The organism is Gimesia benthica (genome assembly GCF_009720525.1).
Classification (GTDB): Bacteria; Planctomycetota; Planctomycetia; order Planctomycetales; family Planctomycetaceae; genus Gimesia; species Gimesia benthica.
Window position 1 is genome coordinate 7,858,426 of record NZ_CP043930.1, and the last position, 24,572, is coordinate 7,882,997.

A 24,572-nucleotide genomic window follows, 5' to 3' on the forward strand; every position below is an offset into this window, starting at 1 on the left:
CGAGTTCCTTGTAATGCACAGAAAATTAATGGCATGAGTTCGCGAATACCATTCAAGAGGCAATACAGTAGAGGGGAACACAAACAGGGAGCGTTTTACGCACACCGGCCCTGCATTTCTGCGAAAACCACGTTACCCCTGGCCGACATGTGCACCTGCGATCAGGTCTGTGGTATTGCAGAAAAACTCCCCACATTATCTTTGCTCACTAAAAGGTATGTCAATCATTTTTAACGGAGCAGAAACATCTGTCAAAAATGGAAAGCTGCTGTCTTCATAAGTAATACAGCCGTTTTAATCATGTTATCTGAACCGCGACTCCAGTCATGATTGATCAGCGTGCCTTAACCGGACTAATCTTCCTACGTATAGGAACTGATAAAATACGAACGTTGTTCGAGTACAAATCGAAGAATCAGTATGAAAGTGAGGTGAATAACGTGAATCACCTCCAGAAGGTAACTGTATGTCCATATGATTTAGGCTGAATACTGGATTCTCTGAATGACTGGGGGGTTTGCAATGACCTTACGACTCAGACAGACACTGATGTCCCCGGTCCACTCCCCGAGCCGATAACTGAGAATGAGTACTCCTGTTTCTACGAATTCGTATCTGATATACAGTTCTTAAGTTATGTGATATCAATTGTTTATTCACTGGAGCGCCTGTTTTGGTTCGGTTGCCCGTCAAATCGTCTCGATTACTGCTCTGTCTCAGCTGTCTGATTTTCAGCGGTTGTGCAGTCAATCACGGCGCGCATTTCTCAGTCGCTCCCGAATATGACAAAGTGAAAATGTCTGCACTCGCGCAAGCCGCAGCCTCCCGCAGACAGTCATCACCAGATAAGACGCATGACGACGTAAAATCTGACCAGATCACGATTACCGGCTTCAATAAATTCCAGGTTTCAGAGAAATCCAGTCCGAAACCGGTTTCCAAACCCGTTGAGCTGCCTCCGTTGCCGGAATCACGAGAACTCACCATCGAATTCGATGAAACAAAGGATTTCCAGCCGATCGAGCTGACAGGAATCCGTTTCCCTCAGCCAGCATCAGCTGTCGATCCAGAGCCAGAAACTCCCGTTGTTGCTCAGAAGCCAGTGATCACGACTACGGAAGAACCAGAATTTCACTTTATTCAGCAGCAGACACAACCGGCTCCTGTACCGCCTGCACCCGATACACCAATGACGCCAGCACCGGCGAATCCTCCTGCCGCAAAGAAAGCACCCCGTCTGGTGGAGCTGGGGCTGAAGCCTTTAACGTCGCTCACTCTGAATACCAAACCACCCACAGGCGATCTGCCGACCAACACGGCAGCCGAACACCTGGCTGACATCCCTGCGGAAAAAGTGACGATGGGCACCACCCGCGACTGGCAGCTCATGAATAAAGACTGGGTTGCAGCAGCGGTTCCACACAATCCGCTCTACTTCGAAGAACCTTATCTCGAGCGGTATGGCTATAACTACGGTCCTGCGATTCAACCATTCATTTCCGCCGGTCGTTTCTTTGGTCGCATTCCCGCACTGCCTTATATGATTGGTGCTTATCCGCTGTATGAGTGCCAGTATACTCTCGGCTATGAAAAACCAGGGAACTGCCCCCCTTATCAGGTTGAACGGCTTCCGCTCAGTGCTCGCGGTGCTCTGTTTGAGAGCTTAACCGTCACCGGCCTCGTCTTCCTGATTCCCTGATCGTATCAGATCAGTTGCATTTCCTGCTGCATGAATTGTGACAGACGCTCTGCATTCACAGTGACACCCAACCCCGGTCCTTTCAGCGCGGGAGCTTTGCCCCCCCATTGAAACGAGATCTCCTCATTGATGATGTTCTGTCTCAGCAGATAGCGATCAAAGCTCCCCTCCAGAAACTCGATTCCCCTGATATGGCTGGCAAAATGCCTGCCTGCTGCCGAGAGAACGCCTGTCTCTCCCACCTGGCATCCCAGCTGACAATGGATCCCCGCCTGCTGTGCGAGACGGGCAATCTGAAACGTGGGGATCAGGCCACCCAGCTTGGAAATCCGTAAATTGAAGGCGTCACAGTACCCCTCGGTAATCGCCTGTTCTGCATCCTGATAGCTGCACAATGACTCATCGAGCATCACCCAGGCTTTCAATTGTCCGTGAATGCCCTTCAGGTCCGTGAGGGAAGAATGGGCCACTGGTTGTTCGATCGACTGGATTTCCAGTGAACTGAAAGCCGCATCGTATGCTTCCAGTTCGGAGCGGGTCCAGGCTTCATTGGCATCAATCCGCAGTTCCATGCGGCGGCCTGTCAGACGGCGGACTTTTCGCAGCAGTGCCAGATCGTCGCAGCCGGGCATACCAACTTTGACTTTACACTGACGAAAGCCCGTCAGTCGATACAGCAGAGACAACAGAGTCTGTTTGACCGGTTTCATCGAGGTCAGTACGGCACTGTAACGCACTTCGGGAAGCTGCTGAGTCAGTGTCTGATCCTCATCCAGACACGTCAGCACTTCCGCGATGGGAACATTGAGAGAGCGGGTTGCCGCATCCAGCAGGCTCAATTCCATCGCACAGCGGGCGGCATTTCCCAGGCAGCCCCGTGACTCATATGCGGCTGGTCCATCAGGGGGCGCTGCGAACTTCAAAGAGAGACAAAGTGACACCATTTCTGCGGCACTGTCCCACCGCCAGTCCGTCAGCGGCCGAAAATCGGTCGCCTGGTATTGTGATAGAACCGAATCGGCGGTATCCCCGGTCACGTAGGGACGGGGCACAGATTCCCCCCAGCCCACGGTGCCATCCTCCAGCTCACAGCGGACCAGAATCGACTCCGATTCCGTCCTGCTGTATGAAGCGTGCGTCACCTTACGCTTCAGCGGAACATGGATGCGATAAGCCTTCAGGCTGGCGATTTTCATGTGGACCGGGTTAAACCTTCAATAACTCTTTGCTGGATTGCGAGATACGCGCGAATTGGGGGTGACAGCGTTTCTGAAAACTGCTATGAAACCTCTATTCTGAACGGATTTAGAATTTTTCGCAACATGGAGGCGACTGTGGGTGTTCCCCTTTCCCAGATGTGGACTGTAGCTAAATATGTCGTAACGCAACGACTCAAAGGCGTCAAACGCTATCCCCTGGTTTTGATGCTGGAACCCTTGTTCCGCTGCAACCTGGCCTGTGCCGGCTGTGGGAAGATTCAGTTCCCCGCGAATATTCTCAAGCAGAATTTGAGCCCCGAAAAGTGCTTCCAGGCAGTCGAAGAGTGCGGTGCTCCGATTGTTTCAATCCCCGGCGGTGAACCGCTGCTGCACCCCCAGATGCCGGAAATCGTTGCGGGCCTGGTTGCTCGTAAGAAATTCGTCTATCTCTGCACGAACGCGATTCTGCTCGAAAAACACCTGGAAAACTATCCTCCTTCGAAGTATCTCACATTTTCCATTCACCTGGATGGCATCAAGGAAGACCACGATGCTGCCGTCTGTCGTGAAGGAATCTACGATAAAGCGATCAGCGCGATTAAAGCCGCTGTGAAAGCAGGGCACCGGGTCACAACCAATTCCACCCTGTTCAACAATGCCGATCCGGAACGCGTGCGGCAGATGTTTGATCAACTGGCCGAGCTGGGCATCGAAAGCATGATGCTCTCCCCGGGATACCAGTACGAAAAAGCCCCCGACCAGGAGCATTTTCTCAAACGGAATCAGACGGTTTCCATGTTCCGCCGGATTCTGTCCGCCCCGAAAAAGGCCTGGAAGTTCAATCATTCCCCATTATTTCTCGAGTTCCTTAAAGGGAACTGGGAACTGGAATGCACCCCCTGGGGTAACCCGACCTACAACATCTTCGGCTGGCAGAAACCCTGCTATCTGCTGGAAGAGGGCTACGCCGAGACGTTCGAAGAGCTGATGTCATCCACCAGCTGGGAAGCATATGGCCGTAAGAGCGGCAACGAAAAATGCCGGGACTGTATGGTGCACTGCGGACACGAACCAACGGCAGTCGACCAGACCTTCTCTTCCTGGAAAGGCTTCATGAAAGTGGTCTCTCTGACCCTGTTCGGTTCGAAGGACAACCAGCAGCCACTCCCCACACCAGAACCGATCCCGGCTCCTCACTATACCGTCAGCGACAGCGACCTGTATCAGCTGGAACTCCCGGCCGAAGACGAGTCCTGCGAGTCAGAAACCGAAGCGCTCGTGGAGCGCTGAAAAGAGCCTTGCTGACCTTCTTATCAGCATTCGTTAATTCTCTGTACACAGTCAGATTCGGTTTGCGTCCCTGATTCGGGCGTGCTATCATATCAACGTGTATTTATGTTGATTTGATTGTGCCGCAAATCATCGCCTCCAGGGAAGTGATCCGATGCTGACAATTCTGGGTAAACCGACCGCGAAAAATGGAACCTTTTGTGACGGCGTCTCGCGCCGCAGCTTTCTGAAAATTGGTGGAATGGCCTTGGGGGGGATATCACTCCCCGGTGCCATGCGTGCTGAGGCCGACAGCCAGACCGGCAGTAATCACAAAGCGATCATCAATATCTATCTGCCCGGCGGGCCGTCGCACATCGATCTCTGGGATCCCAAGCCGGACGCGCCAAAAGAAATCCGCGGCGAATTTGCTCCCATCAAGACCAACGTACCCGGCGTGGAAATCTGCGAACTGTTCCCACGCATGGCCAGCATGATGGATAAGTTCATCCCCGTCCGTACAATCTCTGATGCCGACGGCCGACACGATGCTTATCAATGTATGACGGGGCGAACCTTTGGAAGTCGCCAGCCCCCCGGAGGCTGGCCCGCTGCCGGTGCCTTTGTCTCCAAGCTGCAGGGCCCCGTCAATTCAGCGGTCCCCGCGCATGTCGCCCTGATGTACAAGACGGGTAATGGTACCTGGGGTGAACCGGGAACCGGTGGGTTTCTGGGCGTACCCTATGCTCCCTTCAATCTGGTGGGCCGCAAGGCACGTAGTTCACCAGACAATATGATCCTGCAGGGAATCACACTCGAGCGATTACGCGACCGGGTAAAACTGCAGAAAGCCTTCGATTCCTTCCGCCGTGATGCTGACACCAGCGGTCTCATGGAAAGCATGGATGTCTACTCGCAGCAGGCGATGAATATTCTCACAACCTCCAAGCTCGCGGATGCCCTGGACCTGTCCAAGGAAGATCCCCAGATCCTCGCCCGCTACGGGGAAAGTAGTGAGAAATTCCAGCGGGACGGTGCTCCCCCTATGATCGAAAACTTCTGCATGGCACGCCGACTGGTCGAAGCAGGCGCGCGATTCGTGTCCTTGAATTACAGTCGCTGGGACTGGCACGGTCCGGACGGGATGAACTTCCCCAAGTCGCGTGAAGAGTTCCCACGTCTCGACCAGGGGTTGGCAGCTTTGGTGACCGATCTGCATGAACGGGGGCTCGACAAAGACGTTTCGGTCGTGGTCTGGGGTGAATTCGGACGTACGCCCAAGATCAATAAAAACAACAGCCGCGATCACTGGCCCCGCGTCTCCTGTGCCATGCTCGCCGGAGGCGGCATGAACGCCGGCCAGGTCATTGGCCGTACCAACCGCAAAGGGGAATACGCCGAAGATCGCCCTGTAAAATTCCAGGAAGTCTTTGCCACGCTGTACCAGAATGTTGGTCTCGACCTCAACGGAACCCGTATCTTCGACACGGCGGGAACACCTCAATACCTGGTCGATCAGGGAATCGAACCGATTCACGAGCTGATCTGAGAGCACCAGAAACAGAACGGCAGTCTTTCGTTTCCCGGGAGTCTGCCGTTTTTTATTGCGCCCAGCGTGAACCCCTCTGGAATAAATATTTAATTTTCCCACCCTCGCATGAGTTGACGTTTTCTGATTTCCTGAAAATAATTTCGCCGCGATCGAAACGAATAGCCAGCCGCGGGGATTAATCTGCGGTCTGAGTTCGTGGGCTCTCCGGTAGTTTCCTTTGCTGTTCCCGGTAAAGGGAAGCTCTCTTCTGTCACCAGCTGAGTGACCTGACTGCCATCTCGCCAGTACCTGTTACTGCCCAATCCCTCCCTGATCAGAAAGAGAGCCTTCCGTATGAGCCCCCGGTTTACCCGTACGCAGTGGTTGATCTGCATTATCGCATCCATCGGCTTTGCGTTTGACATCTACGAACTGCTGATGCTTCCCCTGATTGTTCGTCCCGCGTTGCAGGAACTGGTCGGTGCCAGTCCGGGTACCCCGCAGTTTGAATACTGGGTCGGCATGCTCTTCTTTCTGCCGGCTATGGTGGGCGGCGTCTTCGGATTACTGGGCGGCTATCTGACGGACCTGCTGGGCCGCCGCAGGGTACTGGTGGGAAGCATCCTGCTCTATGCCTTCTCAGCCTGTGCGGCCGCCTTTGTGACTTCAATCGAAATGCTGATCGTCCTCCGCTGTACGACCTTTATCGGCGTTTGTGTGGAATTCGTTGCGGCGGTCGCCTGGCTGGCAGAACTGTTTCCTGATCCGAAACGGCGTGAAGCCGTACTTGGTTTTACACAGGCGTTCTCCTCATTCGGCGGACTGCTGGTGACCGGTGCCAACTGGCTTGCATTACAATACGGAGACCAGTTCCCCGCGATCGCCGGCGGACATGAAGCCTGGCGGTACACACTGATTTCCGGTGTCATTCCAGCGTTGCCGCTGATTATCATTCGTCCGTTCCTGCCGGAGTCTCCCGAATGGGAGAAAAAGAAAAACGCCGGGACATTGAAACGCCCCAGTATCGCGGAGCTCTTTTCACCCCGGTATCGCCGTACAACTATCGTGACGACCATCATGTTCGCCTGCAGTTACGGGGCTGCCTTTGGTGCCCTGCAGCATACGCCGCGCATCGTCCCCTCGTTGCCGCAGGTCAAAGAGATGACTGCGGGGAAGCCGGTGCCCGTCCAGAAGAAGATCGAACAATCTACCGCCGCCGAGGTTAACTTTTACCAGGAGATCGGCGGTCTGACAGGACGCTTCCTGTTCGCCGTGTGTGCCATCTGGATTGTCAGTCGTCGTGGACTGATGCGTCTGTTTCAGATTCCCGGCCTGATCCTGATTCCGCTGGTGTATCTCTTCCCGGCCCGCGATAACCTGGAGCTGCTGAAGTGGGGCATTTTCTTTGCCGGGCTGGTGACGATTGCCCAGTTCAGCTTCTGGGGGAACTATCTGCCCCGCGCCTATCCGCTGCACTTAAGAGGTACCGGGGAAAGCTTCGCGGCCAATATCGGCGGCCGCATGATTGGTACTTCGGCTGCCCTGGTGACGACAACATTGACTCCGCTGATGCCGAGTAAGTCGACGGCACTCGCAGCGGCCTGCGTCGCTCTGGCGGTTTACCTGATCGGATCGATCGCCTGTTTCTGGCTGCCTGAACCAGCGGCGGAGGAAGAAGACTGATCTCGGTTGATTTATTTGTCTGAAAGCAGCTGTTGTAGATAAGCCGGGTAGTTCGCCTGTTTAGATCCTTTGGTCAGGCTGTCACCGAAACAGATTACCTTTGTGATATCCAATTGCTCTGCTTTCAGTTTCTCTGCTACGAGTCTGGCCAGCAGCTGATAACCGGCTGGTGTCAGATGCACGCCATCTTTGACGCCGCTGTTCGCCGGGTTACGGATGACGCTGGTTTTTGAAGCGTCTGCGATTTTGTGGTCGATCAGATAGTTATGAAAGTCGATTACCGGGATCTGCTTTTGACGCGAAAGGTCCAGCAGTACGGTTCGAACTTCCTGCATGCGTACTTTTGGGGCCTGGTCGGCGTACTTTGTGTGGTCATGACGGGTAAACAGGAGCTCTGGAATACAGGTGGGGGGCGTCATCAGGACAACCTTCGCACCGCCTGACTGAATCTGATCGATCAGCGATACCACATTCTTGCGGTACGCCTTGATGTCAATAAAGCCTCCCGAGTTAAGCCGGTCATTCGTACCCACCATCAGCACGACCACGGTCGGCTGCTTCGAGAGCACATCCCGCTCCAGTCGCTTTAGCAGTTGTGAACTGCGATTTCCGCCGACGCCTGCATTGATGACCTCTGCAGCAGAAGAGGTTTCCGTACAGAGCAGGGGAGTTGCCAGCAACAGCAGGTAGATCAGTTTCAGCATAATGGCGGTCTTTCCAGCAGGTTGATTTGAATCAGACGCAAGTCCTGGCGTCCATCATAGTCAGATAAATTAACAGAACGCAAGCCATGATCACAATTGGCGGCGAGTCGTAAGTGCATGTCATGTAATCAGATATGGGTGTCTGGGTGTGGTGCTCCCGCTGCAAACCGAGGTTTTCACACTTTAGGGTTTCTGCTATAAATCTGCCTCTCCTCAACCCTCTCAGCTCAAAATCCAATTCTTCTACTTCACATCCCATGCACTGGAATACGAAGCTTGCCTGTACGTTGCTGCTGGCACTGACCGTTGTTCCCGCCACAGTCGGGGCACAAAGTCGGACTTTGCCACCGGAGCCTGCTGCGCGATCCGCTTACGATCCGTATCTGTCCGTCGATCAGCCCTTTCCACCGGGAGTGATGACGGATGAGCCCGGCCGGGTGAATATCTCGCTGGATGAGTCGAATAACACAGACAGTAGTCCGCTTCCGGATGAGCGCGAGTCCAGTCAGGCGATAGTGCCGCCGCTGACCATGGGGGTAGGCAGCGGCGAGGTCAATCCGGAGCTCCTGGCGGACCCCTATATCACAGATGCCCGCCAGTTTAATGTCGGTTTGGATCTCTACGCGGCCCCCTCGTTCTCCGACGGATTAATTATCTTTGGTAAAGAAGCGGCGATGAAAATCGGTGGCTTTGTCAAAGCCGATTTCATCTACGATTTCGATCCTATCGATTCGACAGACTCGTTTGTGACGACTGACATTCCCATCGGTGCCCCGCATCGAACGAATGCCCGGTTTCATGCGCGGCAGTCTCGCTTGAGTTTTGATACCCGCTGGCTGACGAACGGCCGTCTGGTTCGTGTCTACGTGGAAGGTGACTTCTTCAGTGACGGCAACCGTTTTCGCTTAAGGCATGCTTTCGGTCAGTCCGGATCACTGCTGGTGGGACAGACCTGGACAACATTCACCGACGTGGCAGCTGCTCCTGCAACACTCGACTTCGAAGGCTCTGTCTCTGCCGTGAACCGCAGGCAGGCCCAGGTCCGCTGGACAGAGAGAGTATTCAATGACAATACAACGTTCGCGGTCTCTGTCGAAGATTCGAATTTTATTATCGAGCCTCCCCAGGGAATCACAGGTGAACCCCGCAGTCCCTCCCCCGATTTTGTCACCCGACTGCGTTACGAAAATGACTGCGGTCAGTACCAGGTTGCGGGGCTCTATCGTGTCGTCGGCTTCCAGCCGACGGGGCAGGATGTAATTACCAGCTTCGCTTATGGCTTCAACTTCACTGGAGTGCGGCTGATTACTGAACGCACCAAGGTCTATTCACAGATCGTTTTCGGTGAAGGAATCGGCAGTTATCGTTCCCTGCCTGATGCCGCGCCGACAGCCGCAGATAAGGGTGATCTGTTACCCATGTTCGGCTGGATGGTCGGTCTGACCCATGACTGGAATGACGAGCTGAGTTCCAACTTCACCTACGCGGAAAATACGCTCCAAACCTCGACCTTCCAGGCTGCCACCGATGTTAAGCAAACGACTTACCTGGCGGCAAACCTGATCTGGAATCCGATCGAGAACGTCAAGATCGGTGTTGAGTATCTGTATGGAACCAAGGAAGATGTCGGCGGCGGGACAGGCGATGCACACCGCCTGCAGACCTCGTTCATTTTTGATCTGCCCTGATTCTGTTCGTGACGGATTTATTTTGAGAGCAGCAAGATTTCCCTGGATGCCTTAATGGCAATCCATTGTCTGTGAAAAACATCGTGGAATGGCTCATTCCGTTGATGGGTCGTGCATTCGGTCTGACTGACGAGTTCCACTTTTCTCCAGGGTAAAGCAGGATCTTTGGGGATCGAACCGGTAATAGTCTGCTTGAGACTGGAATCCAGAATCTTCAGATTTTCGAGAATGTAGCCTGTCATGTAATCAGAATATTCTTCTGAGAAATGCAATTGCAGACAGTCGATGCCATGAACTTTTCCTGTGGATAACAGCTTGGCCGTCCCTGAACGGTCCATCTTCAGATCCAAATCATCCACATCCGAGAAGTACGCAGGATATTTATCCCAGTCGATCGTATTTTGTGAGAACTTCCAGGTACCGCCAATCTGCTGTTCAGAATCAGTCCCCAGAAGAATATCTGTCCCGACTGCACCAATCCGGTCTATAAAAAACAGCTTGGTTAAAACTTCCAGGTCATATCCAGTCACTTTTATTCCGTTAACGAAAAACTGCTTTCTGTTTCCCTGTTCGATGATCACCAACTCTTTTCCGGTCAGCTCTAAGAAGAAATCATCACTCTGCAGTTCTCCATTCACTTTGAATGAGTGGACTTGGATGTTTTTCTGCAATCCGCGTGGTGTTCGCATTAGTTTCATCTCTCCTTGAAGTTCAATGGTGTGAGTTGAAACATATTTGGAATTGGAATAGGGGACGATGACCCGGTCGGGATCCTGAAAATCAGCTCCCCCTTCTATGGTGACGGAATAGAAAACCTGATAGTTCGTGTTTTCAACGAGAGGGCGGTCAAGTTTAATAAAATAAGGCTGTGCCTGCAGGCGGGGTATTGGCAGTACAGAGCCGACAATGAGCAGGAACGACAGCAGGTTAAAATTTCTGTGAAGCCTGAAAAGGTCATATGCAGGTTTTGTTAAAATAGACATACTCATAGTCATATCACTCGCCGATATCTTCGTTCCACACATCCGGGTGCGCTGCAATAAACTGGTTCATCAGATCGATACACCGCTGGTCCTGCAGAACTTCCAGTTCTACGCCGCTTGCTTTCAGCAGTTCTTCATCGCCCAGAAAGGTCTGATTTTCGCCGATGATCACGCGGGGAATCTGATACAGGCGAATGGCACCACTGCACATGGGACAGGGGGAGAGCGTGGTATAAAGGACTGAGTTGCGATAGACGGACGCCGGCTGTCGTCCTGCATTTTCCAAAGCTGACATTTCGCCGTGCAGGATGGCACTTCCCTGCTGCTGACGCATGTTATGTCCCCGGCCAATGATCTTGCCTGCATGCACAATCACCGAACCAATGGGAACGCCTCCCTCTTTTAAGCCTTGCTCTGCTTCCTCAATCGCCGCCTGCATGAATTCATCCATGGATGAGCCTCCCCAGATATGTAATTCGAAATCCACCGGAATCAAGGTATAACCGAATCGGGGCGAAATTACGACGGGGATTCTGCACGAAATGTGTGCCTGGCAAATCCAGACATTAGTCAGCCGGAAGTTAGAGCTTCACGCGCCCCGGCGGTTCTTCTGCAACTTCTTCAAACGAGCCTGGCGCGCGGAAGGGATTTCCATCGGGGGCAGGCATCGTGTCGCTGGCAGGGAAGGTATCCGGTTCTTCGAAACCGAACTGAGGTTCTTCCTGCGTTGCTCTCCATTGAGGCTCCGGACCGGGTGAATCGGCCCAGGCGGGTTCGACCCGCTCGGCAACCCGTGATTCAATCGGTGTCGGGCGATGTCTTATGGAGGCTTCCTGCTGCCTGACCTGGGGCAGTCCGGCAGCAAGGTCCAGCACGGGGTAGCCCGGAATCTGTGGCAGTCCCCAGACATCGGAGGGAACCCCCGGATTGACGCTGATCTGGGACATGGTCATCGTCATCACGATTCCCGCCTGGGGCCAGTCGAGCTTGATCACGTGTGGCAGAACCGCATTCGTGGCACCACAGGTACGATATTCACCCAGGGTAGCGGTCGCGATCCGTTGTCCCTGGCTGTCATACAGGGACTGTTCGATGATATGCCCGGTACAGAGATTGACGACGATAATTTTCTGCACCAGTTTGCCGTTGGGCAGCAGTCGATCGGAGATCAGTTTCACGTTTGGTGAATTCTGACCTTCTTTCTGAATGGAAAGCTCTTTGTCGTTAAGCGGCACGACCCGCAGGGCTTCCAGCAGCCAGCTCGGTTCAAAGGGAATATTCAGCTGAGAACCCATGGCCTCGTACTGGTCATGCCGGACGGTAAAAATGTTTTTCTGATCGCTACGCTTGACCCAGAACCAGAATCGCTCGTCATTCGAGCCGAAGTCAACCTCGGGACCCAGCGGAGAACTGGCCACCAGGCGAAAACGCTGGGGCTGTTCCACGGCCAGCATCGCACTCAGGCTGACGGGGATGCCCCCTTTCTGTCGTGCCCGGATCTTGACAGAGGATGACTGCCAGCCAAAGACGCCTTCAGTCTGTGAATTCAGGTGATTCACAATTTGTGTGTAGCTGGCATTGGGAGGCAGAACGCAGACAGGGGCTTCCTGGGGGAGAAAAGTGCGGACCGAGGAACAGGCAGAGAGCAGCAGAAGACAGCAGATCAAGGCACAAACTTGCGTCACGGCACGCAGCCGTCGAAAGATCAGCCTGGATCTCTTCATTTCTGTTCTTCCTTGAACATGCGACATGTTGAATGGTCCGAAAGTGGGGATGTCCCTTATTCCCACTCTTCTAAAAACTGTGTGTTTAACTGTTGTTGCAGGGCTTCGATTTCTGACTCTTCCAGGTTTTGATCGCGAATTTCGAAACTGCCTTCACCGTGTGTTCCCGACAGTTGCAGATAGGAGTTCTGATCCTCATTCCGCGAGCCGTCCAGCTTCAGGCGACGTTTCTGTACCAGGAACAGTGCCAGGACATACAGGAATTTCTCCTGAACCTGGTTTGGATTCTCGTAAAGCTGCTCAAAGTACTGCATCAACGCATCGGGATCGATTTTGCGCGCCCCCTGAGCAGCTGGTTCCGGTACTCGTAATGTCCAGTCTCCCACAGCCCCTTCTGGAGGACCTGTCCAGGCATCTTCGGCAAAATCCATCCGAATCAGATGGCCGTTCTGATCGACGATCACTGAATGCACCGTTTCACCGGGCGCAAATTCCTTGCCCGTCGAAGAACAGGTTTTACCTAAAGGTTTGAGATGATAATCCATGGATCAGGCTCAAATCAGGAAGTGGCAGGTCAGAATGGAAGTTGTTTCTGGTGTGTTGATTTGATCAATGCGGCGAATCCTAGAGCAATTCAGGATTTAGCTCAAGACGTTTCTGACCGCGAGAGCCATTTTTCTTCCTGAGAATGTCAGATTTTTATGAGAGATAAGGCTTTCTACAGTAATAAGTTAGGATCCAGAGAGGAATCGACTGTTCGAGCCCCCTGATTTCGAGATGGGCACCTCAATCCGGGCCGAACAGCGGGGGCAATGCCCGGCGTAGGCACTCTGGTTGTGGTTTGCGTAGATTCTGCTGTAGACATTACAGCATTTGAAAAGAACTCCAACCGAGGGGCGCGGGGCGGGTTGGCGGGATTCCGCGTCGGTCATGTACGGCTCCAGTAAAAAAATAAGCTGAAACGCGCGAGGCATTTCAGCTTATTTATGAGATTCAGAGCTGTAGATCAAGATGTATCTGGAACCTGAAGTTCAGGTTATTTCTGATGGGCCAGTGCGAGCATCGCCCGGGCACGATCCTGATCCCGCTGACGGGCCTGGCACTGCTCATCGCCAACTGCGGTGCGATCGAGGGCTTCCTCGAGCATCTTTTCCGCATCGGCAGCATTCAGCTTGCTGGCCGGAATCGCCTGTTCGGTCAGAACAGAGATTACGGAGCCTTTGACCTGCAGGAAGCCGCCATCGACAAAGTAACGTTCTTCTTTACCGTCAGTGGCTTCAAACACCAGTTCGCCATAACCCAGGCGTCCCACCATGGGCATACGACCGGGGAGAATTCCGATTTGACCGTCATACAGAGTACAACGCAGGCTCTGGATGGGTTGATCCAGCAGAGTCGTTTCCGGTGTGACTAATAACAGGCGAAATTCTTGAGCCATGGGTGCTCTAACCACATTCAAAACAGGATATTCAGATGGAAATTGTGACCGAAACCAGTTTCGGTCACAATCTGATCACGACGTTCGAAAACGTCTTATTACTCAGCCATTCTCTTGGCTTGCTCTTCTGCTTCTTCAACCGCACCCACGTACATGAAGGCGGATTCCGGCAGGTGGTCCCACTTACCGGCACAGATTTCTTCGAAGCTGCGAATGGTATCTTCCAGCGGGGTGATCTTACCGGCTTTACCAGTGAAGACTTCCGCCACGAGGAACGGTTGTGACAGGAACCGCTCAATACGGCGGGCACGATGCACAATCAGTTTGTCTTCTTCACTCAACTCGTCGACACCCAGAATCGCGATGATGTCCTGCAGTTCGCGATAACGCTGCAGAGTCTGCTGAACTTCACGAGCCACGCGGTAGTGACGTTCACCCACATACTGTGGGTCCAGAATACGACTGGAAGAAGCCAGCGGGTCGATGGCCGGGTAAATCCCTTTTTCGGAGATCTTTCGTTCCAGGTAAATGAACGCGTCCAGGTGGGAGAAGGCAGTTGCCGGTGCAGGGTCGGTCGGGTCGTCAGCAGGCACGTAAACAGCCTGCACACTGGTGATCGCCCCATTCTTGGTTGAAGTGATTCGCTCCTGCAGTTCACCCAGCTCGGTACCCAGTGTTGGCTGGTAACCCACGGCGGAAGGCATACGTCCCAGCAGAGCGGATACCTCTGAACCAGCCTGTGAGAACCGGAAGATATTGTCCACGAAGAGCAGGGTATCGGTACCGGTCGTATCACGGAACCATTCAGCCATCGTCAGAGCGGACAGAGCGACACGCAGACGTGCTCCCGGCGGTTCGTTCATCTGACCGAAGACCATACAGGTCTGTTCGATCACGGAACGTTCGGTCTGACCGATTTTGGTTTCCTGCATTTCCAGCCAGAGGTCGTTCCCTTCACGGGTCCGCTCACCCACACCGGCAAATACAGAGTAACCACCGTGGGCACTCGCGATACGGGCGATCAACTCGGTCAGAATCACGGTCTTACCCAGACCGGCACCACCGAACAGACCAGCTTTACCGCCACGCACGAACGGGGTCAGCAGGTCGACCACTTTGATCCCGGTTTCAAAGAGCTCGGTTTTAGCACTCAGGTTTTCCAGAGCAGGAGCTTTCCGGTGGATCGGCCAGCGTTCGTCGGTTTCAACAGCACCACGACCATCAACGGGATCGCCGAGCAGGTTGAAGACACGCCCCAGAGTTCCCTTACCAACGGGAACAGAAACGGGAGCACCGGTGTCATGCACATTCATTCCGCGGACCATGCCGTCGGTAGAGCCCAGTGCCACGCAGCGGACACGGCCGCCACCCAGATGCTGCTGAACTTCCCCGGTTACTTTGATCTCAACACCTTTGATGTTTTCGTTGACAGTCAAAGCGTTGTAGATTTCCGGCATCGCATGCTCGGGAAACTCAGCATCAAAGGTAGAACCGATGATCTGAGTGATTTTGCCAACTGAACTTTCTGTACTGGCTTCGGTTGTCGCCATTGATATGTCTCTACTTTCTGATGTTGATCAATCTGTAAAAAACCATAATGTGCCATGCCGGGATGGCCGGAAATTACTCGAGAGCTGCTGCCCCACCGATGATTTCCAGGATTTCCGATGTAATCTGGGTCTGTCGAGCCCGGTTGTACTGAGCCGACAGGGTTCCCACCATTTCATTCGCATTTTCCGTGGCGCCTTTCATGGCGACCATGCGGGCAATCTGCTCACTCACCGCGGCATCAAGGAAGCACTTAAACAGGCGGGCCTTAAATGCAGTCGGAACGATTTCCTCAAGGATTTCCTGAGCAGAAGGCAGGAATTCATAGTCGTATTGTTCATCCGATTCAGTCTCTGATGTCTCCAGAGCACCAATCGGCAGCAGTGAGTGCACTACCGCTGCCTGGCGGGAAGACGAGATGAATTCGGTGTAGGCGACGTCGAGTCGATCGATTTTGCCTTCGATGTATTCCGTGATGTAACGGCTGGCCAGATCGTCTACTTCTTCAAAGGTCGGACGATCTTCGAAGTGCGTGTAGCTGTTGTCAGCCGTAACCCCCTGGAACTTCAAAAAGCTGATACCACGCTTACCGGAAACTTCCAGACGGACATTCTGTCCTTCGCTCTGCAGTTCCTGGTAACGCTTGAGTGCCAGTTTCAAAACGCCGGTGTTGTAACCGCCACACAATCCCCGGTTGGATGTCAGCACGAGCAGTACCGAGTTCTTTTCGGTTTCATGTTTTTCCAGCAGGGGATGGTGGAATTCCAGATTTGCCTGGGACAGATCGGCGACGAGCTCGGAAATCTTGCGGGTATAGGCAGCAGCTTCCGCAGCACGGTCCATGGCTTTCTTGAATCGCGCGGTGGCGATCAATTCCATGGTCCGTGTGATCTTACGGATGTTTTTAACTGCCTTTAATCGTTTGACGATGGCACGTGCTTTGGCCATTAGATTCTAAACCTGTTTTCGATTAACTGTGCAAGCAATGAATACGGTAACGAGTCGACTACGCGTTCTTACGCAGGTACTGCTCGACAAAGGTCGCGAGAACCGTTTTGAGCTGTTCGACGGTTTCGTCTTCCAGCTGTCCGGTTTCTGTGATCTTGTCGGTGATCTCAGGATACTGATCGTGGATGAATTGCAGCATCTCGTTTTCGGCGTCCTGAACCTGGTTGATCGGCACTTTGTCGAAGAAACCTTTGGTTCCGGCAAACAGACTAACAACCTGGTCGGCCATTGACATCGGCTTGAACTGAGGCTGTTTCAGCAGTTCAACCATGCGATAACCGCGGTCGAGCTGCGCCTGGGTTGCTTTATCAAGTTCGGTACCCATCTGCGCAAACGCTTCCAGTTCACGGAAGGCCGCCAGGTCGAGTCGCAGACTACCGGAAACACTCTTGGTTGCTTTCGTCTGAGCGTTACCACCCACGCGGGATACACTGATACCCACGTTGATCGCGGGACGAATCCCGGCGAAGAACAGGTCCGGTTCCAGATAGATCTGACCGTCGGTAATCGAAATCACGTTGGTAGGAATGTAGGCTGATACTTCCCCTTCCAGTGTTTCAATAATTGGCAGAGCAGTCATTGAACCACCACCGAGTTCATCACTCAGACGGGCGGATCGTTCCAGCAGACGGCTGTGACAGTAGAATACGTCACCCGGGTAAGCTTCACGTCCGGGAGGACGACGCATCAACAGTGACAGCTGGCGATAAGCCTGTGCCTGCTTGGACAAGTCATCGTAAACGACCAGAGTGTGTTTACCCTGATACATGTAGTATTCTGCGATTGCGGCACCAGCGTAAGGAGCAATGTACTGCAGCGGTGCAGGGTCACTGGAAGACGCGGCGACAACCACTGTGTAGTCCATCGCACCGTGTTCTTCAAGCTGAGCAACAACGCCGGCAATACTGGCAGATCGCTGACCACAGCCGACATACACGCAGATTACGTCCTTCCCCTTCTGGTTCAGAATCGCATCGATGGCGATGGCGGTTTTACCGGTCTTACGGTCACCAATAATCAACTCACGCTGACCACGTCCGATGGGAGTCATGGCGTCGATCGCCTTGATCCCTGTAGCCAGAGGCTGTTTCACAGGCTGACGGGCAGCAACACCGGGTGCAGCAACTTCCAGAGGTCTGGATTCCGTTGCCACGATCGGGCCTTTTCCGTCCAGTGGGGCACCCAGTGGGTCAATGACGCGTCCCAGCAGGTTGTCACTGACAGGCACGGAGAGCAGGGCTCCTGTGCTGCGTACTTCATCACCTTCGGCAATCGAAAGGTAATCACCGAAAATAATGATACCGACCGAGTTTTCTTCAAGGTTGAAGACCTGGCCGCGTACACCATTGGAAAACTCAACCATTTCACCAGACATGGCAGAAGACAGTCCATAGACGCGAGCAATACCATCGCCCACCTCAAGGACACGCCCCACTTCGCTGGTTTCGATTTCGCCGCGAAAGTCTTCAATTTCCTTCTGGATAACTGAAGCGATCTCGTCCGCTTTGAATTTCATGAATGCTCCTATTGTCCAAACGTCCTCGTAGCTGTTTCAGCCGAGTACGCAGGGAACCATCATAAACTGTGTCATCAACCTGAATAACCAGTCCGCCCAGGACGTTCTGGTCTATGGATGTCTTTAATACCGGGATAAAGCCCAGTGTGTCATTCAAACGCTGTCGGATGCTGTCTAAAATAGGATCCGAAAGTTCGAAAGCCGATTTGACCACAACGGCCTTTTTACCGACTTCTGCATCACGCAGTTTGTTGATCTGTGTGTAGATCTGCTGTAACAGATTCAGTCGCTCGTGCCGTCCCAGCACACGCAGGAAATTCGTGAAAAGTTCCGAGGCATGCGGGGCAATCGCCCGGTCGATCAGCTGTAAAGATTCCTCTTTATTCAGCGATCGCGTGGTGAGCATCTTCCCGAACTGGGGATACTGATTCAGTGCAACATTCAGAAATTCAGCAAACTCCTCAATGGCGGAGTCTTTATCGGACTCGGGGACTGAACCAAGAAACGCTTTGGCATAAACCTTGGCCACCGAAATGGCACCAGGGTCTTCCATCACACTTGGAATCCGAGCTTTGATTTGTTCCTGATCGTTCACGCTGATCACAACTCACTGCTAAAGGATGAATACTTCAAACTTGATACAACAGGTTTGAAAAAGTTTTGTCGTTAGTTCAGTTCGAACTTCCGGAAATCTGTGCCAGAGCTTCTTCAACGAGCCGATCACGATCGGACTCGTTGAGGGCACGCCCCAGTACAAGCTCGGTAGCATCGATTACGCGGGAGTTCATCTGATCGAACAGATCTTTCAATGCCAGTTCCCGGGCACGTTCGATTTCATCGACAGCATGAGCTTTAATTGACTCTGCTTCCTGGCGTGCCTGTTCGAGTACATCCTGCTTGATGCGCTCTGCATCGGAGCGGGCCTCGACCATCATTGCCTGGATTTCGTCCTGAGCTGCTTCAATCTTTCGGGTATGCTCTTTAACCAGTTCTTCAGACTCTCGTTGTTTTGATTCTGCATCGCTGATAGCCGTGACAACCCGCTGTTCCCGTTCGTCCAGAGCCTGGATAAGTGGTCCCCAGGCAAATGACTTGAGTACAACGATGAATGCCACGAACACAACGAATGACCATAATGCCAGGTCGGTTTTCCAGTGCAGGGGCGGGCCTGCATGGTGACCTGCGTCTTCTGCTGCATACAAGGATGCATCTGAGCCCAGCAGGGCAGTACCCAGAATCACGCCGCCGAATACCAGCAGCATGATCATGCATCGGCTTGAAAAAAGACTTTTAAACATGATCAAAAATCTCACATTGTTGTCTGAAGGAGGTTAAAGATATTGCTCGAAATAACGTCAGCGGTTCATGCCTGACGATTCGACCGTCTGTTCTCTGCCTGAGCAGAATCAGATCAGACAGATGATGAGCGCGAAGAAGGTAGCACCTTCGATCAACGCTGCAGCAATAATCATTGCAGTCTGAATCTTACCACCGGCTTCTGGCTGACGGGCGATTGCTTCAACAGCAGATGCACCGATTTTGCCAATCCCCAGAGCAGCACCAATAATGGTGATACCAGCACCGATGGCACCCAGAGAGATACCAGCTGCCTGTGCTGCTGCAGCACCTTCTTCAGCTGCGCCACCTTCTTGAGCCAATGCTGGAACAGCTGTGGCCAATACAACAACACATGTCACGCACATAATCCGTAAAGCCTGGATCATTGTAATTATCCCCTGACCTTTCTCAACGAGGAACACTCTAGAAATATACACAGCAAGTCTGAGTCAGATACCGACGGACATCTCAGTGAGGATGTACTGCGGTTCCGATAAACAGAGTTGCAAGAAACGCAAAAACATATGCCTGCAGGAACGCAACAAACAGTTCCAGCAGACCAACGAGGACCTGGGCAATGATACTGGATGGCATCACTACGGCCCACATACTTGAATCAGCAGTCAAAGCGATGAAGCCGAGGAAGACGGCAATCACGGTATGACCTGCCATGATATTGGCAAACAATCGAATGGCCAGTACAGCATGCTTAATCAGAAAGCCGACCAGCTCGATCACCCAGATCATGGGGACCAGAATAATCTTAAGTAGGAAAGGCAGTTCCATCGACGGTGCCAGCGACATCCAGAAGCGGAAGAAACCCAGTTCTCTGACGCCGTACATGATGACGGCACAGAATGTGGTGAATGCCAGTGCAATCGTCACGTTCAACTCGCCTGTTGCGGAACCCAGCCAGGGAATCGCACCCAGCAGGTTGCAGATCAGGACGTAGAAGAAGCAGGAGAGAACGAACGGCAGATATTTATCGGCAGGGTGTCCTACCTGTTGTTCGTGGTGATGACCATGATCATGATCGTCATCATCGTGGTGATGTCCTTCACCAATTGTTGGCCGGACGACTTCGTCCCGAATGTAGATTACGATGGATTCCCAGAAGTTCCACCAGCGTCCGGTGACGACCTGACCGCCTGCAGCCCGTTTCGCCAGTCCCCGGAAAACAAAGAACAGGAATGCGACTGCGATCAGCTGAAGCAGCATGAATTTCGTAACCTGAAATCCCATGAATTCCGGTAGATGAACTTTCAAACCGGAGGGAAGGTCGAAATGAGCGAAATCGCGAACATGATGGAAGGTATCAGAGTGACCCGCGGCCATTGCTTCAGCTCGATATTAAAAAATGTTTCTGATCAAAACTCTGTTTACTCTAAACGGCTTCGGCAGAGTACCGAACGAGCAGTAAGGTTTCAACCAATAGAGACGCAAAGTAACAAATCAATAACCAAATCAAAAATTCGGGTAAACCAAAATCAGGTTTGACTTTCAAAATGATCAATGCCCCGAGCCCGACGGTCATCAGTCGCAGTAAGGTGGAGATACCCACGATTGCAACAGGAGCGATTTCACGATTCAGAAATCCGACCACAGGAAAGAGAACCAGTCCCGGAATCAGACAGAGCAGGGTGGCATAGGTTAAGCCTTCCACTGCAAGAGGGCCAACCAGTCGCTGAGCCGGCAGATAAAGCACTGCAAACAGACCCAACAGTGTAGCGGTAAGGATGCCGCACTGTTTGAAAGCTGAATCTGATGTCTTTGGCGTTGATTGCATGGTCAGCGGGTAGTGTTGTGTGTATTACTGGCGGTTATCATTCGAGAGATTCAGGAGTCTGTTGCAGACGATTGGTCATCTCTCTGATTTGAATTCTTCTTGTCGGTTGACCGATCTTTCCTTTTTCGTTCCTTCTGCTCGGCTTCTTTAGCCATTTGCAGCAAATGCATCATCCCGGCTATAAAACCAAACACTGCACCAACTGCGGTCAGCCAGGGTAGTGTCCCCCACTGCTTGTCGAGCCAATAACCCAGAAAAGCAGGTAGCACCATTTCCAGACTGACTGTTGTCAGGCGGCTGACCCATTGATGGGCTTCTACCATTGCAGAACGACCGCGCCGGTCCGGTTGAGGCATGGAGGTTGCTTTCGATGATGTATCAAAAACAGAAGATCGTGTCGCAGTCAGCACGTACTTAAAGAACCAATCCGAACTGACTTGTTCAGACTGTAAAGAGATGTCTCCCAGGAGTCAAAGTATCTGCAACCTGAAATACGTGATTACCGGTTTTCTCAAAATTGGCATTCTGGATACGGGGGGTCTATTAGTCGTAAGAATAGATCTGTGCTACCGAGATCATTCTGTAGTTTGCAGGCGACGGTTACAAGGGAGTCTGCTGATCTGAAATCAGTACAACCACTTAGACTCTGGGCAGGACGGGAAATGTGTAGCGTATGATCACGTGGGGTATTGTCGAGCAGGCTCTTGGCCAACACTATGAATTTTTGATGAGACTAAATTCTTAAGTGGTTGTTATATAAAGGGATGGTGAACGTCCTGATAAGTTTTTGTATAATTGGAAATGCCACATTAGTTGCTTTTTATCAACGCCCGTGTTAAAAAGTGTCCTAACGCTTCAAACATGTTTCATGTGTCAGCAGACATCTCAAACACCGTTCAAACGCGTTTCCAGACCCGGTAATCATCGCTTTACCAGACTGTATACGACGATTTGTGACTGTTTAGACGTGCAGACTTGAAGGGTAGGGAATCTCAGGACGAACTCTTGGGTTCAGTTCTGGTTCCTGAAAGTGAGAATTACTACTAGTGGCTTTCTGTTCTGGGAGAGTAGCGTCCTGGTCGAAATATTGATTTGACGTTTACAAGGTGTTCATACCATTCGGGCCGTTAGCATCAAAGGATTTATGTGGTCTGCGGCCATAAGAGTGTGTGGAACGGGGCAGATATGCTTTACATTGATCCTGAGTGTCATGGAAGACTAAGAGCATGATCAAGACGCCGACCAGTGTCTTGGTTGATTTTGGGAGTCATTCCAAATGTCCCCAGCGATTCTAAAGTCCCTTGAGAGTCAAACACGTCGCGATTTAGCGGCGACCGCCAAATCTCACGGAATTGCAGGCTGGCACGGTATGCGTAAGCAAGAACTGGTCAATGCCATTGCTAAAATCAAGATGGCGAAGTCCAAGCCCAAACGCAAAACCACCACTGCCAGCAATAAAAAATCTACCAGTTCCTCACCAACCCCTTCGTCTACTCCGAACCCGGCAGCTGTCCCTGCTTATCCCTCTCAGAATTCGACCACTCAAACTCCTTCCGAACAGCCGGCTCGGATCCAGAAGCTTCTCAAATCGAATAGTCAGAAGCCTCAGAGTGATCGAATGCTCCCCACTTCAGAATCAGTTGAGACAAAACTCACCGCACAGGTCAAAGACTCTCACTGGTTAATGGCGAACTGGACAATTACCCAATCCAGTCTGGATCGGGCCAAAGCAGCCCTGGGGGCCTACTGGTATCAGGCCGTTCCGGTGATTCGTGTCTACGACATCACAACCAACGAAAACAGCCGTACCAGCAAAGCCTATGTGAAAGATGTCGAAGTCAAAATTGATTCCGGTCTGTGGTTTGTGCAGATCGATCAACCGGCCCGCTCTTACAAGCTGCAACTGGGTTTTGTGACTCCGCAAAACAAGTTTTTCGGACTGGTCTACTCGCACAAACTCACACCTCCGATGCCGGAAGTCTGTGATAAAGGCGGACGCATCAAGCGTCGACTGGACAACAACTATTCCGCAACCCGTTCGCGGCGTTATACGTCCCGTGCGGAAAACGGAAATGGCGTTCCCTCACGACTCGCATTACCTTTAAGTCTGGATCCCAGCGGCGAATCAAACGGTTCCCGTGCCAAGCAGGCGAAAAAGGAATTCCATGTTGAAACGGAACTGTTGATTCACGGCACTTCCGATCCCCAGGCAGAAGTGACACTGCTCGGCGAAAAGATCCCGGTCAGCAAGGAAGGGCGTTTTGCCCTGCGGTTAAGCCTGCCCAACGGGCGTCAGGTGATCCCTGCAGTCAACACCTCATCCAATAAGCGACGTCAGCAGACAATCGTTCTGGCCATCGAACGGAATACCAAAGATCTGGAACCCGTTCAACTCGACGAATAACTGGAATTTGCGCTCGCCTCGCCAGATGACTGACAGAGTGCGCTTCTCTGTCAGTCGGCGTTGCCGTAATAGACTTCGGTCATCAATCCGGTCGCTTCGCGCACTTTGCGGGCAATCTCGTCGACCTGTCCTGACTTGAGGGAAGTCACATAAGCTTCCGCGGTACTGCGGGCAATCGTATAGACCTGCACCAGCTTGATCTGTCCTCCCGCAGCGACGAATTCATTCAGACGCGCGCAATAAGCGTCGATTTCCGCATCACTCGGCGGCTCCTCATTCACGAGCATGAACAGGCTCTGAATCACAATTGGCCGCTGTTTTGCAGCTGCAGTGATGTTCTCCAGGATCTGTGAAAATCGGATTTTCGTGCGATCGATGAGTTTAAAGTACTCTTCCGTTCCCGCATCCAGTTTCGCCCAGACCTCTCCCTGATTCTCATCGAAAATCTTCAAGGCTGCCTGTGTGCCCGGTCGGTGAAACATGCTCGCATTGCTGATCAGGACCAGCTTGACGTCATTTGCGCCATGCTTGTGCTTAAGATCAGCAACAGCAGCGACAATCTGGTCAAAGTTCTTGTAAGTTGTCGGCTCCCCATCACCGGAAAAGGCGATGTCATTCAGGCGGCGTAATTCCTGGGGGACTGATTGGAACTTTTCATCCTGGTAGATCTCACCACTCAGCACGAACTTGAGCATATGATCGAGCTCCTGCAGCAGCTGATCGAAGCCCACGAATCGTGTTTCTGACTCCTCGCGGCGATCCACCTGACAATAGATACAGTCAAAGTTGCAGATCTTGTCCGGATTCAGGTTCACGCCGATTGAAATTCCCTTACTCCGCCGGGATAAAACCGGGTAAACAAACTTATTCTCGTGATAAGTTCGCTGGTGCTGGGAGTGCAGGGGGAGTGAAGAAGTCATGATTCGATTTCCCGTGAAAAGACAGCGGTTCTACCTGTTTTATATGAGTCGTCACCCGGAAAGACAAGAGGCCGCTGGTAAGTTATCGCCCGGCAGTGAGTGGAATCGTGAAGTTCAGTCAAATAAAAAACGCG

At 52.4% G+C, this 24,572-nt stretch carries 22 protein-coding genes; 6 read left to right on the plus strand and 16 right to left on the minus strand.

Annotated elements, in window-relative coordinates; genetic code table 11:
* Positions 1-673: 673 nt before the first annotated feature.
* Entirely contained in the window at positions 674-1,699 is a 1,026-nt protein-coding gene (locus tag F1728_RS30525) for a hypothetical protein (RefSeq protein ID WP_155367170.1), read from the plus strand.
* Between the two features lie 5 nt (positions 1,700-1,704).
* Here F1728_RS30525 and F1728_RS30530 read toward each other — a convergent pair whose 3' ends face one another.
* Complete coding sequence (locus F1728_RS30530) at positions 1,705-2,895, minus strand: enolase C-terminal domain-like protein (protein ID WP_155367171.1); 1,191 nt, start codon at positions 2,893-2,895, stop codon at positions 1,705-1,707.
* A gap of 138 nt (positions 2,896-3,033) precedes the next feature.
* Here F1728_RS30530 and hpnH point away from each other — a divergent pair, with 138 nt between their 5' ends.
* The 3 genes from hpnH to F1728_RS30545 all read left to right on the plus strand — a co-directional run bounded on the left by hpnH (position 3,034) and on the right by F1728_RS30545 (position 7,381).
* Entirely contained in the window at positions 3,034-4,188 is a 1,155-nt protein-coding gene (gene hpnH / locus F1728_RS30535; protein ID WP_228030420.1) for an adenosyl-hopene transferase HpnH, read from the plus strand.
* 154 nt (positions 4,189-4,342) lie between these two features.
* Positions 4,343-5,716, plus strand: a complete 1,374-nt coding sequence (locus F1728_RS30540; protein WP_155367173.1) for a DUF1501 domain-containing protein — start codon at positions 4,343-4,345, stop codon at positions 5,714-5,716.
* A gap of 336 nt (positions 5,717-6,052) precedes the next feature.
* Positions 6,053-7,381 (plus strand): MFS transporter, encoded by a 1,329-nt coding sequence (locus F1728_RS30545; protein WP_155367174.1) that lies wholly within the window; start codon positions 6,053-6,055, stop codon positions 7,379-7,381.
* A gap of 11 nt (positions 7,382-7,392) precedes the next feature.
* Here the strand turns inward: F1728_RS30545 and F1728_RS30550 are convergent, their stop codons facing one another.
* The gene (locus F1728_RS30550; protein WP_155367175.1) at positions 7,393-8,085 is read right to left on the minus strand and encodes an SGNH/GDSL hydrolase family protein; all 693 of its coding nucleotides are present in this window, start codon (positions 8,083-8,085) and stop codon (positions 7,393-7,395) included.
* A 257-nt stretch (positions 8,086-8,342) separates the two neighbouring features.
* Between F1728_RS30550 and F1728_RS30555 the strand changes: the two genes are divergently transcribed.
* A complete protein-coding gene (locus F1728_RS30555) occupies positions 8,343-9,773 on the plus strand; it encodes a DcaP family trimeric outer membrane transporter (protein WP_155367176.1) in 1,431 nt (476 codons plus the stop codon).
* 17 nt (positions 9,774-9,790) lie between these two features.
* Here the strand turns inward: F1728_RS30555 and F1728_RS30560 are convergent, their stop codons facing one another.
* From F1728_RS30560 to F1728_RS30620, 13 genes are all read right to left on the minus strand, one after another.
* Entirely contained in the window at positions 9,791-10,813 is a 1,023-nt protein-coding gene (locus tag F1728_RS30560) for a hypothetical protein (RefSeq protein ID WP_155367177.1), read from the minus strand.
* Positions 10,770-11,207 carry a nucleoside deaminase gene (locus F1728_RS30565; RefSeq protein ID WP_149340504.1) on the minus strand — a complete coding sequence of 146 codons (438 nt, stop codon included), beginning with the start codon at positions 11,205-11,207 and terminating at the stop codon, positions 10,770-10,772. The genes F1728_RS30560 and F1728_RS30565 overlap by 44 nt, the downstream gene beginning before the upstream one ends.
* Before the next feature lie 130 nt (positions 11,208-11,337).
* Positions 11,338-12,480: a hypothetical protein gene (locus F1728_RS30570; RefSeq protein WP_155367178.1), complete on the minus strand. Its 1,143-nt coding sequence runs from the start codon at positions 12,478-12,480 to the stop codon at positions 11,338-11,340.
* Between the two features lie 56 nt (positions 12,481-12,536).
* On the minus strand, positions 12,537-13,025 hold the full coding sequence (locus tag F1728_RS30575) for a hypothetical protein (RefSeq protein ID WP_155367179.1): 489 nt from the start codon (positions 13,023-13,025) through the stop codon (positions 12,537-12,539).
* 491 nt (positions 13,026-13,516) lie between these two features.
* Positions 13,517-13,918 (minus strand): F0F1 ATP synthase subunit epsilon, encoded by a 402-nt coding sequence (locus F1728_RS30580; protein WP_155367180.1) that lies wholly within the window; start codon positions 13,916-13,918, stop codon positions 13,517-13,519.
* A 98-nt stretch (positions 13,919-14,016) separates the two neighbouring features.
* Positions 14,017-15,468 (minus strand): F0F1 ATP synthase subunit beta, encoded by a 1,452-nt coding sequence (atpD, locus tag F1728_RS30585; RefSeq protein WP_155367181.1) that lies wholly within the window; start codon positions 15,466-15,468, stop codon positions 14,017-14,019.
* A 73-nt stretch (positions 15,469-15,541) separates the two neighbouring features.
* Complete coding sequence (atpG, locus tag F1728_RS30590) at positions 15,542-16,414, minus strand: ATP synthase F1 subunit gamma (protein WP_155367182.1); 873 nt, start codon at positions 16,412-16,414, stop codon at positions 15,542-15,544.
* A 58-nt stretch (positions 16,415-16,472) separates the two neighbouring features.
* Positions 16,473-17,990, minus strand: coding sequence for a F0F1 ATP synthase subunit alpha (gene atpA / locus F1728_RS30595; RefSeq protein WP_145041306.1), 1,518 nt, complete (start codon positions 17,988-17,990; stop codon positions 16,473-16,475).
* Positions 17,941-18,585: an ATP synthase F1 subunit delta gene (gene atpH / locus F1728_RS30600; RefSeq protein ID WP_155367183.1), complete on the minus strand. Its 645-nt coding sequence runs from the start codon at positions 18,583-18,585 to the stop codon at positions 17,941-17,943. The genes atpA and atpH overlap by 50 nt, the downstream gene beginning before the upstream one ends.
* A gap of 76 nt (positions 18,586-18,661) precedes the next feature.
* Complete coding sequence (atpF, locus tag F1728_RS30605) at positions 18,662-19,252, minus strand: F0F1 ATP synthase subunit B (RefSeq protein WP_194242602.1); 591 nt, start codon at positions 19,250-19,252, stop codon at positions 18,662-18,664.
* Positions 19,253-19,396: 144 nt separating this feature from the next.
* Positions 19,397-19,591 carry an ATP synthase F0 subunit C gene (gene atpE / locus F1728_RS32810; RefSeq protein ID WP_145046274.1) on the minus strand — a complete coding sequence of 65 codons (195 nt, stop codon included), beginning with the start codon at positions 19,589-19,591 and terminating at the stop codon, positions 19,397-19,399.
* 205 nt (positions 19,592-19,796) lie between these two features.
* The gene (gene atpB, locus F1728_RS30615; RefSeq protein WP_155367185.1) at positions 19,797-20,663 is read right to left on the minus strand and encodes a F0F1 ATP synthase subunit A; all 867 of its coding nucleotides are present in this window, start codon (positions 20,661-20,663) and stop codon (positions 19,797-19,799) included.
* A gap of 501 nt (positions 20,664-21,164) precedes the next feature.
* Positions 21,165-21,470, minus strand: a complete 306-nt coding sequence (locus tag F1728_RS30620; protein WP_155367186.1) for an AtpZ/AtpI family protein — start codon at positions 21,468-21,470, stop codon at positions 21,165-21,167.
* Positions 21,471-22,390: 920 nt separating this feature from the next.
* Between F1728_RS30620 and F1728_RS30625 the strand changes: the two genes are divergently transcribed.
* Positions 22,391-23,518: a DUF4912 domain-containing protein gene (locus F1728_RS30625; RefSeq protein ID WP_155367187.1), complete on the plus strand. Its 1,128-nt coding sequence runs from the start codon at positions 22,391-22,393 to the stop codon at positions 23,516-23,518.
* A gap of 50 nt (positions 23,519-23,568) precedes the next feature.
* Here the strand turns inward: F1728_RS30625 and F1728_RS30630 are convergent, their stop codons facing one another.
* The gene (locus F1728_RS30630) at positions 23,569-24,438 is read right to left on the minus strand and encodes a radical SAM protein (protein ID WP_155367188.1); all 870 of its coding nucleotides are present in this window, start codon (positions 24,436-24,438) and stop codon (positions 23,569-23,571) included.
* Between the last annotated feature and the right edge of the window lie 134 nt (positions 24,439-24,572).

Bases quoted from the DNA above. Each gene is read 5' to 3' on its own strand.
- F1728_RS30550 (WP_155367175.1), bottom strand. From the start codon at position 8,085: ATGCTGAAACTGATCTACCTGCTGTTGCTGGCAACTCCCCTGCTCTGT.
- F1728_RS30545 (WP_155367174.1), top strand. From the start codon at position 6,053: ATGAGCCCCCGGTTTACCCGTACGCAGTGGTTGATCTGCATTATCGCA.
- F1728_RS30570 (WP_155367178.1), bottom strand. From the start codon at position 12,480: ATGAAGAGATCCAGGCTGATCTTTCGACGGCTGCGTGCCGTGACGCAA.
- F1728_RS30580 (WP_155367180.1), bottom strand. From the start codon at position 13,918: ATGGCTCAAGAATTTCGCCTGTTATTAGTCACACCGGAAACGACTCTG.
- F1728_RS30555 (WP_155367176.1), top strand. From the start codon at position 8,343: ATGCACTGGAATACGAAGCTTGCCTGTACGTTGCTGCTGGCACTGACC.
- atpA (WP_145041306.1), bottom strand. From the start codon at position 17,990: ATGAAATTCAAAGCGGACGAGATCGCTTCAGTTATCCAGAAGGAAATT.
- F1728_RS30625 (WP_155367187.1), top strand. From the start codon at position 22,391: ATGTCCCCAGCGATTCTAAAGTCCCTTGAGAGTCAAACACGTCGCGAT.
- F1728_RS30565 (WP_149340504.1), bottom strand. From the start codon at position 11,207: ATGGATGAATTCATGCAGGCGGCGATTGAGGAAGCAGAGCAAGGCTTA.
- F1728_RS30575 (WP_155367179.1), bottom strand. From the start codon at position 13,025: ATGGATTATCATCTCAAACCTTTAGGTAAAACCTGTTCTTCGACGGGC.
- F1728_RS30540 (WP_155367173.1), top strand. From the start codon at position 4,343: ATGCTGACAATTCTGGGTAAACCGACCGCGAAAAATGGAACCTTTTGT.
- atpB (WP_155367185.1), bottom strand. From the start codon at position 20,663: ATGGCCGCGGGTCACTCTGATACCTTCCATCATGTTCGCGATTTCGCT.
- atpG (WP_155367182.1), bottom strand. From the start codon at position 16,414: ATGGCCAAAGCACGTGCCATCGTCAAACGATTAAAGGCAGTTAAAAAC.
- F1728_RS30620 (WP_155367186.1), bottom strand. From the start codon at position 21,470: ATGCCTCAACCGGACCGGCGCGGTCGTTCTGCAATGGTAGAAGCCCAT.
- F1728_RS30630 (WP_155367188.1), bottom strand. From the start codon at position 24,438: ATGACTTCTTCACTCCCCCTGCACTCCCAGCACCAGCGAACTTATCAC.
- F1728_RS30530 (WP_155367171.1), bottom strand. From the start codon at position 2,895: ATGAAAATCGCCAGCCTGAAGGCTTATCGCATCCATGTTCCGCTGAAG.
- atpF (WP_194242602.1), bottom strand. From the start codon at position 19,252: ATGCTGCTGGTATTCGGCGGCGTGATTCTGGGTACTGCCCTGCTGGGC.
- atpD (WP_155367181.1), bottom strand. From the start codon at position 15,468: ATGGCGACAACCGAAGCCAGTACAGAAAGTTCAGTTGGCAAAATCACT.